This window comes from Pelotomaculum propionicicum, assembly GCF_004369225.1.
In the GTDB taxonomy this organism is placed as follows: Bacteria; Bacillota; Desulfotomaculia; order Desulfotomaculales; family Pelotomaculaceae; genus Pelotomaculum_B; species Pelotomaculum_B propionicicum.
Window position 1 is genome coordinate 14,052 of sequence record NZ_QFFZ01000012.1, and the last position, 17,063, is coordinate 31,114.

The following is a 17,063-nucleotide window of genomic DNA, read 5'->3' on the forward strand; positions in this document are numbered from 1 at the left end:
TCTGCCAATCAGACTTTGTTCAGGGCATGATCCAAATCTTCCAGCAGGTCGTCGACAGTCTCTATTCCGACGGACAGGCGGATCAAATCCTCAGTTACACCGGTTTCAAGCTGCTCTTCTGCTGAGAGCTGCTGGTGGGTGGTTGAGGCCGGGTGAATGACCAGGGACTTGGCATCTCCGATATTCGCCAGAAGCGAGAAGATCTCCAGCGAGTCTATAAAGCGCTTGGCTGGCCTCTGGCCTCCCTTGATTCCGAAAGTTAACAGCGCGCCGAAGCCGCCGCGGTAGTATTTTTTGGCCAGTTCGTGCGACGGGTGACTGGGCAGGCCGGGATAGTTTACCCAGGTTACCTGCGGGTGCTGCTCTAAAAATTTTGCCACTGCCAGCGCGTTCCGGCTGTGCCGCTCCATCCGGAGCGGCAGGGTTTCCAGCCCCTGCAGCAGCAGGAAGGCATTAAACGGGCTCAGGCACGGTCCCAGGTCGCGCAGCAGGTGCACTCTCGCCTTACCAATAAATGCCGCCGGGCCAAAGGCCTCGGTGTAAACCACACCGTGATAGGTGTGGTCGGGTTCGGTAAACTGCGGAAATTTGCCATTAGCCCAGTCAAACTTCCCCCCGTCTACAACGACCCCACCGATGGAGGTACCGTGCCCGCCGATGAACTTGGTGGCAGAGTGGACTACTATATCAGCGCCGTGCTCTAACGGACGGCAGATGCAGGGCGTGGTTACGGTGTTATCAACGATAAACGGAATGCCGGCAGCATGGGCTATGTCCGCAACCGCCTGAAAATCGATAACATCGAGCTTCGGGTTGCCGCTGGCTTCTGCGTATATCGCTTTCGTGCGCGGTGTGATCGCCTGGCGGAAATTCTCCGGATCTTCCGGATCCACAAACGAAACGCCAATCCCAAAACGGCACAGTGTGGTTTTAAAGAGGTTGTATGTGCCGCCGTACAGGCTATTGGCAGACACGATGTTGTCCCCCGCGCCAGCCAGATTGGCTATCGCCAGAAACTCCGCCGCTTGCCCCGAAGCAGTAGCCAGGGCACCAACCCCGTTTTCCAGCGCGGCCACCCGCTGTTCCAGGACATCATTGGTGGGGTTCATGATCCTGGTATAAATATTTCCACCCTCCTGCAACGCAAAAAGGTTTGCCGCGTGATCGGAATCTCTGAATACATAAGATGTTGTCTGGTAGATTGGAACCGCACGTGAGCCGGTTGTCGGATCCGCTTTCTGCCCGGCGTGAACTGCCAGAGTCTCAAATCCTTTTGCCCCAATTGTCATGATTGCATCTCTCCCTGTCTAATAAGTCATTTAAATTAAAAACCCCTTCACTAAGAAGAGGTTTAAAACTCTCTTCTTATCTTTCCGGCATTCCGGAGGAAATTGGCACCTTTCAAGTAGTGCTTGAGGTTGCCGAAGGTTCATCGGGTCCGTCCCTCCCCCTCTCTGGATAAGAAAATAGTATTATATATTATATTTATCTTATTGGTTTAGTATGATTATATTTAAAGGTAACCCCCTCGTCAACTAAAATTTTAAACCACCCGCTTTAGTCTTCTGAACAAATGATCACATTGTTCGTGCCTGTGATTTATCATCCTTCTCCGAAACAAACAGGCAGCCTTCCCCGCACTTTATCCCCCGTCCTGGCAGACTGTTTCCACCGACGAGCTGTCCTTCTCTATCTGCATGAGCCGTTTTTCAAGCTTGTCAATTTTTTTCTGCAGGCAAAGGATCATTTCCGCCACGGGGTCCGGCAACAGATCGTGGCGCAGGTCTATTTCATAGTCCTCCCGCGGCTCGACCTTCCGACCGTTCCTGGCCACCACTTTACCGGGTACCCCCACCACTGTGCTGTCGGGCGGAACTTCTTTCAAAACCACCGAACCCGCTCCAATCCTGGAGTTGTCCCCGACGGTAAAGGACCCCAGCACCTTGGAGCCCACGCTGACCACCACATTGTTGCCGATGGTCGGGTGCCTCTTTCCTTTCTCCTTGCCTGTGCCGCCCAAGGTAACACCCTGATAAATGGTAACGTTATCACCTATCTCGGCAGTCTCACCGATAACGACACCGGAACCGTGGTCAATAAACAGTCCCTCCCCGATTTTAGCACCAGGGTGGATCTCAATACCGGTCAGAAAGCGGGCCAGGTGGGAGATAAGTCGCGCAGTGACAAACCAGCGGCACCTGTAGAAACAGTGGGCTATCCTGTGCATAATAACGGCATGGAACCCGGGATAGCAGAGAATCACCTCCAATACTGATTTGGCGGCTGGATCCCGCTCCATTACCACCCGGATATTTTTACGCAGCCCTCTGAACATTTTTTTCTCCCATCTCAGCTCTATTTCTTTCGATCTTGAAACATGAAACATAATTTGTTAGGAAACACCTTGTCATGATTTCTCCTCATGTCATGAACGGTTAGTAAAGATCTCTTCCAGCATCATATCTCTCTCAACCCTGAATACGCTTGCTAATAACACCTCCGCCAATCATGAAATCATCCCGGTAGTAAATCTACCGCCTGACCGCTCTCCTTCTATTTTCGTAACCGTTGATCTCAGATCTGCATGGCCGCTCCGATTACCTCGCAGCCCTGTTCAACCAGCAGGGCGGCAGCAACTGAACTGTCCACACCATCGCTCATCGCAACGAAAACTTTCACTTAATCACCTGTTCATTTTTTCGAAAATTATTAACAGCTGCATGCAGGGCGTCAGCAGCCAGATTGGAGCAGTGCATTTTTATGGGGGGGAGACCGCCCAAAGCTTCTGCTACCTGGCTGTTGCTTAGCTTTAAAGCTTCTTCAAGGGATTTATACTTTGCCATTTCCGTTACCATGCTGCTGGTGGCTATGGCCGCGCCGCACCCGAAAGTTTTAAACTTTATGTCTTTAATAACATTATCCTTAACTTTAATATAAATTTTCATGATATCCCCGCAAACGGGGTTGCCGACCTCGCCTACCCCGTCAGCGTTAGGTATCTCCCCAACATTACGGGGATTTGTAAAATGATCCATCACTTTTTCCGAATACATCTCTACAGTCTCCTTTTAAAAAATAATAATAGTTGACATTCATATCCTGGCTAAAATCCATCTTAAGTAATTTCCAGCATCCTCTTCAAGCAGGAAATTGCCCGCTCCCTAATCTTCTCGGGCACTGTTACCCTGGGCTCAAGGTTTATGAGTGACCTGTAGACCTTATCCAAAGTCGTCTTTTTCATGTTGGGGCAGACAAGTTTATTTGAAACAATGTGAAACTTTTTATCCGGGCACTGCTTGCACAGAGGATGAAGAATGCCCGTCTCGGTGCCTATAATAAATTCACGGGCATTGCTTTCCCTGGCAAAACGGAGCATTCCAGCAGTGCTTGAGACTGTGTCGGCCAGGGCAATTACTTCGGGGCGGCACTCGGGGTGAACCATGAGCAAGGCTTCCGGATGCTCCTCCTTCGATTTAATAATGTCTTCAGGAGTGAGGCGATCATGGGTGTAACAATAGCCGTCCCACAGCGTCATTTCCCGCCCTGTTTTGGACATAATATAGTGTCCCAGGTTTTTGTCGGGAACAAATAGAATCGGCTTACCTGACGGTAAAGACGCTATGACTTTAACCGCATTTGCGGAAGTGCAGGCAATATCGCATTCCGCCTTCACTTCTGCGGAAGTATTCACATAACATACGACTGTGGCCTCAGGCATCTCCCGCTTTTTCCGATCCAACTGCACCGCGTCAACCATGTCGGCCATGGGACAACAGGCGTTTTCATCAGGCAGGACCACGATCTTGTCGGGAGACAGGATGGATGCGCTCTCGGCCATGAAGTGAACTCCGCAGAATACAATCACCTCGGCTTCGGTGTTCGCGGCCTGTTGGGAGAGACCGAGAGAGTCGCCTATGAAATCCGCCACTTCCTGTACTTCCGGACGCTGGTAGAAATGCGCCAGAATCACTGCATTGCGTTCTTTTTTTAGATTAAGTATTTTATCCGATAGTTCCTGTATAGTTTTTTGATCCATTGTGCATCAATCCTCTAGTGGAGACATGTTCCTAAGTTTTTCCACAATCGGTTTAATGACTTCGAGTAAATAGTCAACGTCATCATCGGTATTATCTTTACCCAGAGTTAAGCGCAGTGAACCATGGGCGTCCGCATGCGGAATCCCCATCGCCAGCAGCACATGAGACGGCTCTAGTGAGCCGGATGTACAGGCTGAACCGGTGGAAGCCGCGATACGTTTCATATCAAGGCTGATCAGCATCGATTCACCTTCGATGCACTTAAACAGGAAACTGGCATGGTTTGGCAGGCGCTTCACGGGGTGTCCGGTCAGCCTGACATTCTCTATGCTGGTAAGTCCCTTGATTAATTTATCCCGCAGTACCATTAACCTGGCGCTTTCGGCTTCCCTGTTCTCCATGGCCAGTTCGATTGCCTTGGCCAGTCCCATGATGCCTGGAATATTCTCAGTGCCGGCCCTGCGCAGGCGCTCTTGCGCGCCGCCGTGGAAGAGGGTCTGCCGCCAGCGTGTCCCTTTACGGATATATAGAACTCCGATTCCTTTGGGCCCGTAAATCTTGTGCCCTGACAGGGACAACAGGTTAGCCCCCAGCTCATCAACATTTACCGGAATTTTACCAAAACTCTGCACCGCGTCTACATGAAAAACTATTTTACGCTCCCTGGCAAGTTTCCCGATCTCCGCTATCGGCATAATAGTGCCGACCTCGTTATTCGCATGCATAATTGTAATCAAAATAGTTCTGTCGGTAATTGCGGCGGCCACGTCATCCACGCTTACCATACCGTACTGGTCTACCGGCAGGATAGTGATATTAAATCCTTGCTTGCCCAGAGCTTTTACCGTGTTAAGTACAGCATGATGTTCCACAGCGCTGGTGATAATGTGGTTGCCTCTGCTTTTGTTGGTGTAGGCCGCGCCATGGATGGCCATGTTGTCTGATTCAGTCCCGCCGCTGGTAAACACTATCTCACCGGGGGCGGCACCAATGGCCTGGGCTGCAATATCCCTGGCCTCCGTCACCTTTTTGCGGACCTGGAGCCCAAGATGGTTGACACTGGAAGGATTGCCGAAACTATCCCCGATAAGGTATCTGTACATTTCTTCAGCCACTGCGGGGTGAACAGGCGTGGTCCCACTGTGGTCAAAATAAACACTGCGCACTACACGAACCTCCTTAACCTGCTCTGTAGTTTTTTCTAATATAAACATAGTAATCCAATTGGAATTATAAATATATCATATGAAAACGCTCGGAATATGTCAATAGTTTTTAATTATAAAGCTTTAGATGTTTAATCTGCGACTCGTTTATGGTGGGTATATATACTGAGCCTGTCCTCCCGGCAAAACCAACCACGGTTATCCCCAGCTGGTACGCCAGTTTTACCACAAGCTCGGTCGGGGCCAAGCGGGAAACAATCACAGGTATTCCCATTTTTGCAACCTTAATTAGTATCTCTGAAGAAATACGGCCGCTGAAAACGAGGATTTTATCAGAAAACCATGAGTATCGAAGCTTATACTTACAGAGAAGAAATGTTGGATTTGCGTGAAAAGCTGTTGGACGCGGAAATGCAGAGAATTAACGGTGCAAAAACTGAGTGCCTATGGGGAAGGCGCTATTCTAATGATTAAAAAGCAAAGAGCCGGGACCCGTTAAGACCCCGGCTCTCCGATTAATTGTTCTTCAGCATCCTGACCAGCGTCTCTGCGGCTTCACCCCTGGTTACCAACGCTTTGGGCTGGAATTTACCATCCACCGGCTCAATCAGGCCGAGCCCAACGGCCAGGGCCGCATGCCCCCTGAGGTAGTCAGTGATATCACCGGCGTCCTGGAAATTAAGCACGTAAAGGTCGCTCAGGCTGGCCACCTTATAAAAACCCATGGCGTGAATGGTCAGCCGGGCCAGCACCTCACGGGTGACCGGCAGATCCGGATCGGGGCTTTCCCCTACCTGGATAATCCCCAAACGGGCGGCTGTTTCGTAGTACTTCTGATACCAGGGCTCCTTGGCCGCGGCAGTTGTTTTTAATTCCCACGCGGGATACTGCCCGCTGCTCTTAACCAGCATGGTGATCAGTTCAGCCTGGGTCACTGCGTCATCCGGGCGGAATTTCCCGCCGGCTGTGACAATACCTGTTTGGGCCAGCAGTTCCACCGCGGCACGGGCGGGGTGGCCTTCCAGGTCTTCAAACTTCTGTTTTTGGTTATTCGGTATTACGACATTTCCCTGGTAGTCCAGCAGTTCACCGGTAAAGGCGTCCAGCATGGTGAAATTCTGCCTGGCGGTATAATAGACCAGGTATACCTGTCCTTCCTGGCGTGTTTTCGAATACATATCCCCTGTCCAGATACGCATGTATGCCGCTGTCAGCGGAGCGCCCTTCAGGTACTTGTCAGCGGCGGCCTCCCGGCTGAGCACACCCTGCGGGTCAGGAAACTCAACATCCCACCAGGTCATACGGTAACTGGTTATTTCGCCGGTGACACTGTCTACTACCAGGTTGAAACCGTTGTCCGGGAAGGGAACGCCCTGTTCCAGCCTCACCCAGTTAAAGCTGTAGGCACGGGCCTGCGGCTTCCCTTCCTGGTCGGTTACAGGTCCATATTCCGGGCGGCTGTTCTTGTACTCAATCTGCTCCCATTTGGCCGGCTGTACTTTCTTAATATAATCACCGGCAATCTTCAGAGCTGCTTCTTTACTGAATTTAACTTCCTTCACTCGAAGATAGTCATACATGGTGCGGTAAGCATTGGTGCTGAAGGACACCAGTTCTCCGGTAGCAGCGTCCACGGCGATGTCCATAGCTTTGCGTTCGGCGCCGCTGCCGGCCTCCCAGTTAAAGTGCCAGATTTTTTTGTCCTGGAACAGGTAGTCCTGTTCCAGCCTGCTGTTGTTCAGCACATACTCCTCCGGCACCTTTACGGCGGACCTGGCCATATCCAGGGCTCTCTCTCTGGAAAGCAGGTTCTTGGCCTCTTCAACAGCGCTCTCTTCTACCGGAGAGAGAGGGACGGCTGCCTGGCTGTTGGCCCTCTTCTCCATACCGCCGCCCGCGTCCAGATTATAATAACTGTAGAAATCGTCTTCCCTGTTCAGCACCTTCCCGGTAAGGGCGTCAATTACCGCCCGGTCCTGAGATCCCGGCAGGCGGTACACCAGTTTAAGAGACACCTCCCTGCCTCCCGGCGTGCGCTCCCGGAAGTAAGTCAGCTCCGGCCCGGCCTCCGTCCTGAATATCTGCTCGGCCTGTTCCTGGCTGATCCGGCCGGCGGCGGGCGGAAAGCCCTTTATTTCATCCCAGCTCAGGTCGAAGCGAATCACCTGCCCGGTATCACCGCTTACCGAGACACTGATCCCGTTTTCCGCGTAAGGCACACCGTCGACAATCCTGGCGTAGTTATACTGGTACTCTATCTGCCCCCGCTTCTGGAAGGTAAGCGGCTGGTAATAATATTGCTGCAGCTGCAGGCTGGTGAATTTAAAACGCTCCGGCTGCAGCTTTTCAGCCAGCGCGGCTGCCACGCTCTCAGCCTGCTCCCTGCTATACTTCGGCAGTCCCTGGTACTCCTGGCCTGGAGCAGGAGGGACATATTGACTCATGCTCCAGATTTCACCTGTTTGGGTATTTACCCGTACATTCATTTCACCGCCGTAGTCACCGGAACGATACCAGCGCAGGTTCCAAAAAGACTGGTCACCCGACTGGTCGAACCCTGTTGTAAACTGGCTGAGACCTTCGGGTACCGCAAATGCTTCCTTGGCGATCCTGATCGCCTGTTCCAGGCTGACAGCGGCTGACTGTTCCCCCGCCTCAGAAGGGCTGGCGTCTGAGGCTTGAACTGTCGCAACATCCCTGCCACTCTGGGTATCAGCCGGGGTAATTTCAGCCCGTGACGATCCAGGCAGTAAAAATAGTAAAACCACAGCCAGACAGACCCCAAAAGTTTTGATGCCAGTAAAACGGAAAAACATTGCTATTCCTCCTTACATAAAACTAACCGTCTATGTATTTGGGCAGCGCCTTGCCTCCTTTCCCAAAAAATTTTGCTATCCCCGGAAATTCCCCAGAGGAAAGGGGACACACCTGCTAAAGAGGAATGTCCCCAGTGGATCGAACCATTTCCAGCGGCATGGTCATCTGTCGATCTTTACTTATATTAATCTGACGTATGGCGTTAATTACCGGTTCACTAAATATTTTACTTTTTAGGGATGCCGCTTTCACAGGGAACGCCTACCTGACACTTGTCGCAGCCATACTTTGTGGTTTTTGCCCTTATCGATGGATATAGCCCGGTAATTAAACGCATTGATATCTTAATTCGACAAACAGGCCGGAAACACTTTGGCTATCCCGCGACATAAAAAGGAGCCTGTTAACAGGCTCCTTGCTGCAACCGTATGACCCTATATTTTGGTTAGAGCGTCCTGGCATTGTTTGATGCAGGCGTCAATGGACATGTAGGCTTGATCCAGAGAATGTTTTGCCGGCGCCGCGGCATCCGCAGCCATGGTCCTGAGCTCACTGGCAGTAGACTGGCACTTTTGAATACAGGTTTGCAGCTGTTGCTTGTTGAGCATGTTCTCACCTCCTCGCATGTTAGTATCTGCATAATTTCCTTTTATAAACCTGAACATGTAATTTTTCTTACTGTAGGAAAAAAGCACACCGCCAGAAACGGTGCGCTTTTGTGAATATAATCCCCTTCTTATTTGCTGATATCCCCGGAAAGATTCCACAAAATATTTACTTGGTTTTCAAATCACAAAACCTTCTGTTCACAGTCTTCCATCTTAATATGCGTCTGGTTAATCCCACAGACAGGGCAGTCCGGCTTTTTCCGGACATCAAACTTGCTAAATTCCATAGACAGGGCATTGTAGGTCAGCATCTTACCCACCAGTAAGTCTCCGATCCCCAAGAAATACTTTAAAACCTCGGTGGCCTGGATTAGACCGATCGTCCCCGGGAGAACTCCCAATAAACCCACCTGCGAACAGGTTTGTGTAAAGCCGGGCGGCGGTACCTGAAAAACACACCGGTAGCAAGGCCCCTCCCCTGGTAAGACAGTCAGAACATGGCCGAGAAATTGCAGCACCGCTCCATGGAAAAGCGGCTTCTTAGCCATGACACAGGCATCGTTAGCTAAAAATCTGGTACTAAAGTTATCGGTACAATCAACAACAACATCATATTCTTTAATAATTTCCATTACATTGGATGCCGTTAATCTTTCCTGGTAAGCAACCACCGTGCAATCGGGGTTTAATGCTGTTAACTTTTCCCTGGCGGAAACAGCCTTGGACTTGCCGACGTCGGCTGTGAAATACAGGATTTGCCTCTGTAAATTACTCAAATCCACAACATCATCGTCAATAATGCCGAGGGTTCCTACACCTGCTGCAGCCAGGTAATAGGCCACGGGGGAGCCCAACCCCCCCGCTCCGATAAGCAGTGCCCTGCCGGCATTGATTTTTTTCTGACCGCTGGAACCCACCCCGGGTAAGATAATATGCCTGGTATAGCGTACTATCTGGTCGTCTGTGAAACTCAAGCCCGCTAACACCCCTTTAAGTTCCGTCTGAGACAGGAACCTGTTCTCCTCTTTAAAATCAATAACCTATACTTTTTTGCTGCCTGTTTAACTTCCATTATTCAATACTACGCCTTACTAATCGCCGGTCTAAAAAGCTTAATCCTATCCCCCTCCAATAAAATAGTGAACTAATGTTTTCAACAAATCGATCCTGTCTTGAGCCGAAAAACAAAAATTACCGTTTTCATCTTGAGCGATAACTATTTTTGGATCTTTTTTTGATTGAACCATTCTCCAGCCCATTTTATATAATTTGTCCCAATATTGAGATGTCCAGCCATAATTTTCTTTCCAATAAATTTTTGTATCTACGAAAGGTATACCTTCGTTGATTTCGTCAATTTCTTTTTGAGTTATTAGATCCTCCATTCCGTTAATTTCGATAATTTCTTTTTGATTCATGACAACCTCCATTCCGCCCTTCGCGCGGCACAAACGTGAAATAAAAATTATTTGTCTGCCTGGGGGCTTTTTTATTTTGTTGAAAACAATACAGTAAATTTGACAGCTTACTAAAAAACCTGAGTTTTTTCAATGACTATCAAATTACCCAGGTTTCATAGCTTCCTGCCCCCTTTCCTGGTTAATATTAGTAATTACATAGTTCTTATTAATTTAATATGTTTAGTATAATTATATTTGCGGCAAATTCCTTTTGTCAATAAAAATTTAGCCTTGCTGCTTCCCGTACCGGGCTCATTATAAGAAGGCCTGCGCCATTTATTGATAATTGCCGCAGGCCTTCAATCTGCTTTTGCTGTCTAGTTCCATTATGTTTTAGATTACTGTTTTTTGTCAATTGTTTTACATTTAATCATAATTTTAGGACTCTATAACACCCGAAAACTGCAATGGTCATTACATACATATTCATATTTTAACTTTCTTATTCCCTTGCCCGACCGGGGGCATTTTACCACAGAATCTTTGTGGTGAGGACATTTAACCCATCCAGGGGCTTCCAGGTTATATCCTTTGCATTTGGAGCAACGGACCCCTTCCTCAGTTGCCTGCAGGTCTTTACTGAATCTTATTTCCCTGCAATCTTCGCAATAACAGTACTCCCATTCCTTAATTTTAGCAAGATAATACTCTAAACCATGTTTGACCGGGCTTTCAAGGAACATGTGCCTGAGTGCTTCCATGTCCATGGGATGGCTCTTACTCTCGTACACGCAGTTATCTTCATCTTCATGTTGCATAAAATTACCTCCAAAAAACATCCTGACCACAATCTGCTAAAACAGTCTTGGAAACAAAACAGCAAATTTGACAGCGGACCAGATCAATATTATATTAAAGTTATATATCATATAGATATAGTAATATTATAATTAAATTTTTGCCCGATGGCAATAATATGTTCAAGCAGGCAAGCATTCTAATACCGGCTCAGCCTTCACCCTGCTTGACAAAAAAACATCCTTCGCCGCACTTAATCGTTCCATCCTCACAAACAGTTTCCACCGGCAGGCTGTTGTTTTCCTCCATCTGCATGATCCTTTTTTCCAGCATGTCAATCTTCTTCTGCAGGCAGAGGATCATTTCCGCCACCGGGTCAGGCAGCAGGTCATGGCGCAGGTCGATTCCTTCATCTTCCGAGCGGGAAAGTTTCTGCCCGTTCCGGGCCACCACCTTACCGGGCACTCCCACCACTGTGCTGTTGGGCGGGATAGCTTTCAGCACTACCGACCCCGCGCCGATTTTGGTGTTGTCCCCTACGGGAAAGGAACCCAGCACTTTAGCGCCGACGCTTACCACCACGTTATCGCCTATGGTCGGGTGCCGCTTGCCCTTTTCTTTGCCCGTGCCGCCAAGAGTAACTCCCTGGTAAATAGTGACGTTGTTGCCTATCTCTGCTGTCTCGCCGATAACCACCCCGGAACCGTGGTCGATAAAAAGTCCTTCCCCTATTTTGGCGCCCGGGTGTATTTCGATACCAGTCAAAAAGCGGGCAACATGCGAGATAAACCTGGCAGTGACAAACCAGCCCCAGCGGTAAAACCTGTGGGCCAACCTGTACATCAGAATGGCGTGAAACCCGGGGTAGCAGAGGACAACCTCCCAGGCCGACTTGGCGGCCGGATCCCGTTCCATAACCACCCGGATATCCTGGCGCAACCTGTTAAACATAGCTATCCCCCTCATTTAATCCTGGAACATGGGCGTGCTCAGGTATCTCTCCCCGGTATCCGGCAGGATGGCCACAATGAGTTTGCCGTGATTTTCCTCGCGCAGTGCCAGCTCCAGTGCCGCAAAAACTGCAGCCCCCGAAGAAATACCAACCAGCAGGCCTTCCTCCCTGGCCAGGCGCCGGCCTGTGTCAAAGGCATCCTGGTTGCTCACCCTGATAATCTCATCAACAAGCCCGGGATCAAGTACTTTGGGAATGAACCCGGCGCCAATACCCTGAATTTTATGCGGGCCAGGTTTTCCTCCCGACAAAACAGGTGAATCGGCAGGCTCCACCGCGACTACTCTCAGTCCTGGCTTGCGTTCTTTTAGCACCTGGGCGATCCCGGTAATAGTGCCGCCGGTACCCACGCCGCTCACGACAATATCCACCTTCCCGCCAGTATCTCTCCAGATCTCCTCCGCTGTAGTGAGCCGGTGAATCTCCGGGTTGGCCGGGTTTTCAAACTGCTGCGGCATGAATGAACCTGGTATTTCCCGGGCCAACTCCGCGGCCTTCTGCACCGCGCCGTTCATCCCCTGGGACCCCGGCGTGAGTACCAGCTCCGCACCGTAAGCCTTGAGCAAACTCCGCCGTTCAACACTCATGGTTTCAGGCATGGTCAGGATCAAGCGGTAGCCGCGCGAGGCCGCAATAAAGCTCAGGGCAATACCGGTGTTGCCGCTGGTGGGCTCGATAATCACAGAGTCCGGCTTAAGCACTCCCTGTTCCTCCGCGCGCAGGATCATATTCCAGCCGATGCGGTCCTTGATGCTCCCCCCGGGATTGAAAGACTCCAGTTTAACCACCAGGTCCGCTTTTGTTCCCCCTGTTATGCGCCGTAGCCGGAGCAGGGGGGTGTTGCCGATCAAATCAGTAAGATTGTCGGCGATCTTGGTCATAACTACCTCCCCTTCTTTATATTGTTTTAACCGAAGATTATATTCTTTAACCATAATAAGATAAGCCCCAATAGACAGGGGCTGTATCAGGCGCCTATTATTTAAATGTAATCTATGAAATTTTAAGTAATTTCCAGCATCCTCTCCAAACAGCGGATAGCCTGCTTTCTCACTTTTTCCGGAACTGAAACCCGCGGCTCCAGATTGATCAGAGCCTGGTGCACTTTTTCCAGTGTTGTTTTTTTCATGTTGGGACAGGCCAGTTTTTTGGACGCCATATAAAACTGTTTATCAGGACAGCGTTTCTTAAGCATATGAAGAATGCCCATCTCCGTGCCGACGATAAATTCACGGGCATCGTTTTCCACAGCAAAATTGATCATGCCCGCTGTGCTAGCTACTTTATCAGCCATGGCTACTACATCCGGGTGACATTCCGGGTGCACCATGACCAGAGCATCAGGATGTTCGGCTTTTGCTTTGAGGATATCTGCGGCAGTCAGCCCGTGGTGGGTGTTGCAGTATCCTTCCCATAAAATCATTTCCCTGCCGGTCCGGGTAAATATGTAATGCCCCAAATTCTTATCAGGCACAAATATAATCGGCTTATCCTTCGGCAGTGACGCCACAACCTTAACAGCGTTGGCGGAAGTACAGGCTACATCACATTCAGCTTTAACTTCAGCGGAAGTGTTTACATAGCAGACCACAGTAGCGTCCGGGTACTCCTTTTTCTTTTGCTCCAGCTGCACCGCGTCGACCATGTCGGCCATCGGGCAGCCGGCGTGCTCATCCGGCAGTACCACAATCTTGCCGGGTGAAAGGATGGAAGCGCTCTCCGCCATGAAGTGGACTCCGCAAAAGATAATCACATCGGCGTCAGTCTCCGCAGCCTGTTGGGAAAGCCCAAGAGAGTCACCGATAAAGTCGGCCACCTCCTGAACTTCCGGCCTCTGGTAGAAATGAGCCAGGATAACCGCGTTGCGCTCCTTTTTTAACCTTTTAATCTCATCTGACAGCTGTTTTATCTTTTCTTGGTCCATATTATCTCAGTCCTTTAGCGGGGACATGTCCCGCAGTTTTTCCACAATCGGTCCCATAACGTCGAGGAAATAGTCCACGTCCTCTTCGGTGTTGTCCTTGCCCAGGGTCAGGCGCAGGGAGCCATGGGCATCTTCAGGGGGAACCCCCATGGCCAGCAGCACATGGGAAGGCTCCAGAGAGCCAGAGGTGCAGGCGGAGCCGGTAGAGGCGGCAATACCTTTCAGATCAAGGCTGAGCAGCATTGACTCCCCTTCAATATATTTGAAAAGGAAACTGGCGTGGTTCGGCAGCCGCATGGTAGGGTGGCCTGTCAGGCTAACATGCTCGATGCGGCTGGTTAACCCCTTGATCAGCTTGTCACGCAAAGATTTCAGCCTGGCGCTCTCCTGCACCAAATTAGCTGTAACCAGCTCTACCGCTTTGGCCAATCCCATTATCCCCGGGATGTTTTCCGTCCCTGCCCGGCGCAGGCGCTCCTGAGCGCCGCCGTGGAAAAGGCTCTGCTTCCAGCGGGTTCCCTTGCGGATGTACAGCGCGCCGACTCCCTTGGGACCGTATATCTTGTGTCCAGATATTGACAGCAGGTCACAGCCGATTTCATCTACCAGCACCGGGATTTTTCCAAAACTCTGGACCGCGTCGACGTGGAAGATAATCTTGCGCTCCCTGGCCAGCTTGCCTATTTCCGCCACCGGCATGATCGTGCCGACTTCGTTATTGGCGTGCATGATGCTGATCACAATGGTTTTGTCGGTAATCGCCGCAGCCACGTCAGCCACACTGACCATACCGTAACGGTCCACAGGCAGAATGGTGATGTCAAAACCCTGCTTACCCAGGGCCTTTACCGTGTTGAGCACCGCGTGGTGTTCCACGGCGCTGGTAATAATATGATTACCCTTGTTCCTGTTAGTATATGCGGCGCCGTGAATAGCCATATTGTCCGACTCCGTACCGCCGCTGGTGAAAACTATTTCCCCGCTGCCGGCGCCCAGAGCCTGTGCCAGCTTATCCCTGGCCTCCGCAATCTTTTTTTTAATCTGCAGCCCGTAATAATGCACGCTGGATGGATTGCCGAAATTTTCACCGGTAAGATAGCGGTACATTTCCTCAGCTACAGCAGGGTGCACCGGTGTTGTCCCGCTGTGGTCAAAATATACTCTGCGCACTAAAATGCCCCCCTGACACACCAAACTAATAGATTTTCTTTCTTCTCTCTTAAACATAGTGTTTTAATCGGAATTGCTTTTCTATAGCATATTAAAACACTCGGGATTTGTCAATAAGCATTTTAGCCCGCGCCCTCAACCCGCTCATGGTGGGCGTACACGCTGAGCCTGCCCTCGCGGGCAAAGCCCACCACGCTGATCCCCAGCTGCTCCGCCAGCTTTACCGCGAGTTCAGTCGGGGCCGAACGGGACACAATCATAGGTATGCCCATCTTGGCTACTTTGATTAGTATTTCCGAAGAAATACGCCCACTGAAAACAAGTATTTTATCATTTAAAGCAATACCATCAAGAAAACACCTGCCGAATATCTTATCCACTGCGTTATGGCGGCCGATGTCCTCATAAAAACAGACTACTTCAGTGCGGGTGCAGAGTGACGCGCTGTGGGCGCCGCCGGTTGTTCTGAACACCCCGGAAAGGTTTTCAAGCTGGTTGGACAGGTGAAAAATTTCCTTAGGTGTGATTCTGAGATCAGATTGGATGGGGGAAATTCCCCTGGTGTCGTTAATGAAGTAAAAAGAAGCGCGGCCACGGCCGCAGCAGGAGGTAACAAAGCGTTTCAGAAACATCTCCTGCGACTGGGACGCCCCTGCCGTCTCGACCCAGATCAGCCCGTCATCCTCGTTGATGGTAATATTCTTTAAATTGTCACGTCTTAGCAGAACACCCTCGGAACACAAAAAGCCCACAGCCAGCTCTTTAAGCTCACCTGGCGAACAGACCAGGGTTACAAACTCCACATCATTCAGGTAAAGAGTTACCGGCGTTTCCCTGACCAGGACGTCCTCACCCGCTGTAAAGCCATTTTTCCTGTAAAAGATTACTGGCAGATTAACGATTTTATCATTTTCTTCTGTCATACCCGATGCCACCTTTATCTGTTAAATATAATACATGTTCGCTTCCCTGGACCGCCGCATCTTCTCCGCTTCCTGGCAAAGGTCCTCCAGTGTGGTCCCGTCAAGCACATCAGCCACTGAACTCCTGACCTTCTCCCAGAGTGCCCTGGTGACACAGATATCGGACCGTCCGCACATCTCGGGGTCTTCTTCACTGACACAGCCCGTCGGGCCAAGCGGCCCCTCCAGGCACCTGATAATTTCACCAGTGCTAATTTTCTCCGGCGCCCTGCTCAGCAGGTACCCCCCCTGGGCTCCCCTCACACTGCGCACCAACCCCCCTTTGCGCAAGACGGTCATCATTTGTTCCAGATAACCTTCCGATATGCCCTGTTTTTCGGCTATCTGGAACAGAGGTGTAGGTTCACTCGGGTTGTAATTCTGCGCCAACTCTAACATAGCTCTGAGTCCGTACCTTGCTCTTGTAGAAAACTTCAAACCTGCAATCCCCTCTTTCCCCCAATATTTTATCCCGCAGGTCCTTCCGCTACCATGGAAAGACCAATTATCCTTTTAAACCCACCGCTTATTATGTTTACAATTCCTACTAACTTAATATTATTTAAACATAGTCTATCGTATCAAATTTGCATTTGTCAAGGAGTATCATCAGTGTTGTTTAGAAATTCAGCTAATGCCGGATACAATGTCTTTAAAACCAAACTGCTTTTTCCCGCTCCGCTTACCCCTGTAATGCAAGTAAGCACGCCTAATGGAAATGCCGCATCAATGTTCTTCAACTAAACGAACTAAATAAAAGACTGGGGAATTTGGTTGAAGCCGGCGTTTCATATCTAACCCTTGACAGGTATGGGCAGGGATATTTTTCTCGTCTGAAACAAAAACTCATCCATCTGATTAAAGCCCTGCAGTGTTGCCAGTGCCGGCGGCAGCTCTGACTTCATCCACCCGCCACTCAGGCCATTCCTTCATAAAGCCCGGCACGCTGTAAGCCTTTGCCCGGTCCTCACATGGGATATACGGCTTAAAAAGTCATTTCCTTCATTCCATTCCAAAAATATTATCGCATGGCTGAACAGCTCCAAATACTTTAATGCCGGACTGTAGTCCGGCATTATATGTGCAATAGTAAACTGTTCTCTTTTAATCAGTTTCCCGACAGGAAAAAGTTTATAACTCAACCATGATTACGCTCCATTCTTTATTCC

Annotated in this window: 17 protein-coding genes, 1 pseudogene and 1 riboswitch; all 18 genes and pseudogenes read right to left on the minus strand. The window is 50.0% G+C overall.

Annotated elements, in window-relative coordinates; genetic code table 11:
• Positions 1 to 8 precede the first annotated feature (8 nt).
• Positions 9 to 1,289, minus strand: a complete 1,281-nt coding sequence (locus tag Pmgp_RS07260; protein WP_134213334.1) for a homocysteine synthase — start codon at positions 1,287 to 1,289, stop codon at positions 9 to 11.
• Positions 1,290 to 1,362: 73 nt separating this feature from the next.
• Positions 1,363 to 1,465: riboswitch (SAM riboswitch) on the minus strand.
• Between the two features lie 177 nt (positions 1,466 to 1,642).
• Entirely contained in the window at positions 1,643 to 2,335 is a 693-nt protein-coding gene (gene cysE / locus Pmgp_RS07265; RefSeq protein WP_134213410.1) for a serine O-acetyltransferase, read from the minus strand.
• A gap of 239 nt (positions 2,336 to 2,574) precedes the next feature.
• The gene (locus tag Pmgp_RS07270; protein WP_486644361.1) at positions 2,575 to 2,679 is read right to left on the minus strand and encodes a hypothetical protein; all 105 of its coding nucleotides are present in this window, start codon (positions 2,677 to 2,679) and stop codon (positions 2,575 to 2,577) included.
• Entirely contained in the window at positions 2,676 to 3,053 is a 378-nt protein-coding gene (gene nifU / locus Pmgp_RS07275; RefSeq protein WP_134213335.1) for a Fe-S cluster assembly scaffold protein NifU, read from the minus strand. Before nifU ends, Pmgp_RS07270 begins: the two co-directional genes overlap by 4 nt.
• 62 nt (positions 3,054 to 3,115) lie before the next feature.
• Positions 3,116 to 4,036 carry a quinolinate synthase NadA gene (gene nadA / locus Pmgp_RS07280; protein ID WP_134213336.1) on the minus strand — a complete coding sequence of 307 codons (921 nt, stop codon included), beginning with the start codon at positions 4,034 to 4,036 and terminating at the stop codon, positions 3,116 to 3,118.
• Positions 4,037 to 4,042: 6 nt separating this feature from the next.
• Positions 4,043 to 5,203: a cysteine desulfurase NifS gene (gene nifS / locus Pmgp_RS07285; protein ID WP_134213337.1), complete on the minus strand. Its 1,161-nt coding sequence runs from the start codon at positions 5,201 to 5,203 to the stop codon at positions 4,043 to 4,045.
• Positions 5,204 to 5,334: 131 nt separating this feature from the next.
• Positions 5,335 to 5,537 (minus strand): annotated as a pseudogene (locus Pmgp_RS07290) (formate dehydrogenase accessory sulfurtransferase FdhD); the annotation flags it as partial.
• A gap of 181 nt (positions 5,538 to 5,718) precedes the next feature.
• Positions 5,719 to 8,019 carry a YcdB/YcdC domain-containing protein gene (locus Pmgp_RS07295; protein WP_134213339.1) on the minus strand — a complete coding sequence of 767 codons (2,301 nt, stop codon included), beginning with the start codon at positions 8,017 to 8,019 and terminating at the stop codon, positions 5,719 to 5,721.
• Positions 8,020 to 8,454: 435 nt separating this feature from the next.
• Positions 8,455 to 8,628: a hypothetical protein gene (locus tag Pmgp_RS19700; RefSeq protein ID WP_192902838.1), complete on the minus strand. Its 174-nt coding sequence runs from the start codon at positions 8,626 to 8,628 to the stop codon at positions 8,455 to 8,457.
• Between the two features lie 182 nt (positions 8,629 to 8,810).
• Positions 8,811 to 9,602 (minus strand): HesA/MoeB/ThiF family protein, encoded by a 792-nt coding sequence (locus Pmgp_RS07300; protein ID WP_134213340.1) that lies wholly within the window; start codon positions 9,600 to 9,602, stop codon positions 8,811 to 8,813.
• Between the two features lie 144 nt (positions 9,603 to 9,746).
• Positions 9,747 to 10,046, minus strand: coding sequence for a hypothetical protein (locus Pmgp_RS07305; RefSeq protein WP_134213341.1), 300 nt, complete (start codon positions 10,044 to 10,046; stop codon positions 9,747 to 9,749).
• A 428-nt stretch (positions 10,047 to 10,474) separates the two neighbouring features.
• On the minus strand, positions 10,475 to 10,846 hold the full coding sequence (locus tag Pmgp_RS07310; RefSeq protein WP_134213342.1) for a hypothetical protein: 372 nt from the start codon (positions 10,844 to 10,846) through the stop codon (positions 10,475 to 10,477).
• A 190-nt stretch (positions 10,847 to 11,036) separates the two neighbouring features.
• A complete protein-coding gene (gene cysE / locus Pmgp_RS07315; protein ID WP_134213343.1) occupies positions 11,037 to 11,777 on the minus strand; it encodes a serine O-acetyltransferase in 741 nt (246 codons plus the stop codon).
• Between the two features lie 15 nt (positions 11,778 to 11,792).
• On the minus strand, positions 11,793 to 12,719 hold the full coding sequence (gene cysK, locus Pmgp_RS07320) for a cysteine synthase A (protein WP_134213344.1): 927 nt from the start codon (positions 12,717 to 12,719) through the stop codon (positions 11,793 to 11,795).
• A gap of 122 nt (positions 12,720 to 12,841) precedes the next feature.
• On the minus strand, positions 12,842 to 13,762 hold the full coding sequence (gene nadA / locus Pmgp_RS07325; RefSeq protein ID WP_134213345.1) for a quinolinate synthase NadA: 921 nt from the start codon (positions 13,760 to 13,762) through the stop codon (positions 12,842 to 12,844).
• 6 nt (positions 13,763 to 13,768) lie between these two features.
• On the minus strand, positions 13,769 to 14,932 hold the full coding sequence (nifS, locus tag Pmgp_RS07330) for a cysteine desulfurase NifS (RefSeq protein WP_134213346.1): 1,164 nt from the start codon (positions 14,930 to 14,932) through the stop codon (positions 13,769 to 13,771).
• A gap of 122 nt (positions 14,933 to 15,054) precedes the next feature.
• Positions 15,055 to 15,855: a formate dehydrogenase accessory sulfurtransferase FdhD gene (fdhD, locus tag Pmgp_RS07335; protein WP_134213347.1), complete on the minus strand. Its 801-nt coding sequence runs from the start codon at positions 15,853 to 15,855 to the stop codon at positions 15,055 to 15,057.
• A 21-nt stretch (positions 15,856 to 15,876) separates the two neighbouring features.
• On the minus strand, positions 15,877 to 16,332 hold the full coding sequence (locus Pmgp_RS07340; RefSeq protein WP_134213348.1) for an RrF2 family transcriptional regulator: 456 nt from the start codon (positions 16,330 to 16,332) through the stop codon (positions 15,877 to 15,879).
• Between the last annotated feature and the right edge of the window lie 731 nt (positions 16,333 to 17,063).

Excerpts from the sequence above, each read along its gene's own strand:
- Pmgp_RS07260 (WP_134213334.1), bottom strand. The coding sequence starts at position 1,289 with ATGACAATTGGGGCAAAAGGATTTGAGACTCTGGCAGTTCACGCCGGG.
- cysE (WP_134213410.1), bottom strand. The coding sequence starts at position 2,335 with ATGTTCAGAGGGCTGCGTAAAAATATCCGGGTGGTAATGGAGCGGGAT.
- nifU (WP_134213335.1), bottom strand. The coding sequence starts at position 3,053 with ATGTATTCGGAAAAAGTGATGGATCATTTTACAAATCCCCGTAATGTT.
- nadA (WP_134213336.1), bottom strand. The coding sequence starts at position 4,036 with ATGGATCAAAAAACTATACAGGAACTATCGGATAAAATACTTAATCTA.
- Pmgp_RS07295 (WP_134213339.1), bottom strand. The coding sequence starts at position 8,019 with ATGTTTTTCCGTTTTACTGGCATCAAAACTTTTGGGGTCTGTCTGGCT.
- Pmgp_RS19700 (WP_192902838.1), bottom strand. The coding sequence starts at position 8,628 with ATGCTCAACAAGCAACAGCTGCAAACCTGTATTCAAAAGTGCCAGTCT.
- Pmgp_RS07305 (WP_134213341.1), bottom strand. The coding sequence starts at position 10,046 with ATGAATCAAAAAGAAATTATCGAAATTAACGGAATGGAGGATCTAATA.
- Pmgp_RS07310 (WP_134213342.1), bottom strand. The coding sequence starts at position 10,846 with ATGCAACATGAAGATGAAGATAACTGCGTGTACGAGAGTAAGAGCCAT.
- cysE (WP_134213343.1), bottom strand. The coding sequence starts at position 11,777 with ATGTTTAACAGGTTGCGCCAGGATATCCGGGTGGTTATGGAACGGGAT.
- cysK (WP_134213344.1), bottom strand. The coding sequence starts at position 12,719 with ATGACCAAGATCGCCGACAATCTTACTGATTTGATCGGCAACACCCCC.
- nadA (WP_134213345.1), bottom strand. The coding sequence starts at position 13,762 with ATGGACCAAGAAAAGATAAAACAGCTGTCAGATGAGATTAAAAGGTTA.
- fdhD (WP_134213347.1), bottom strand. The coding sequence starts at position 15,855 with ATGACAGAAGAAAATGATAAAATCGTTAATCTGCCAGTAATCTTTTAC.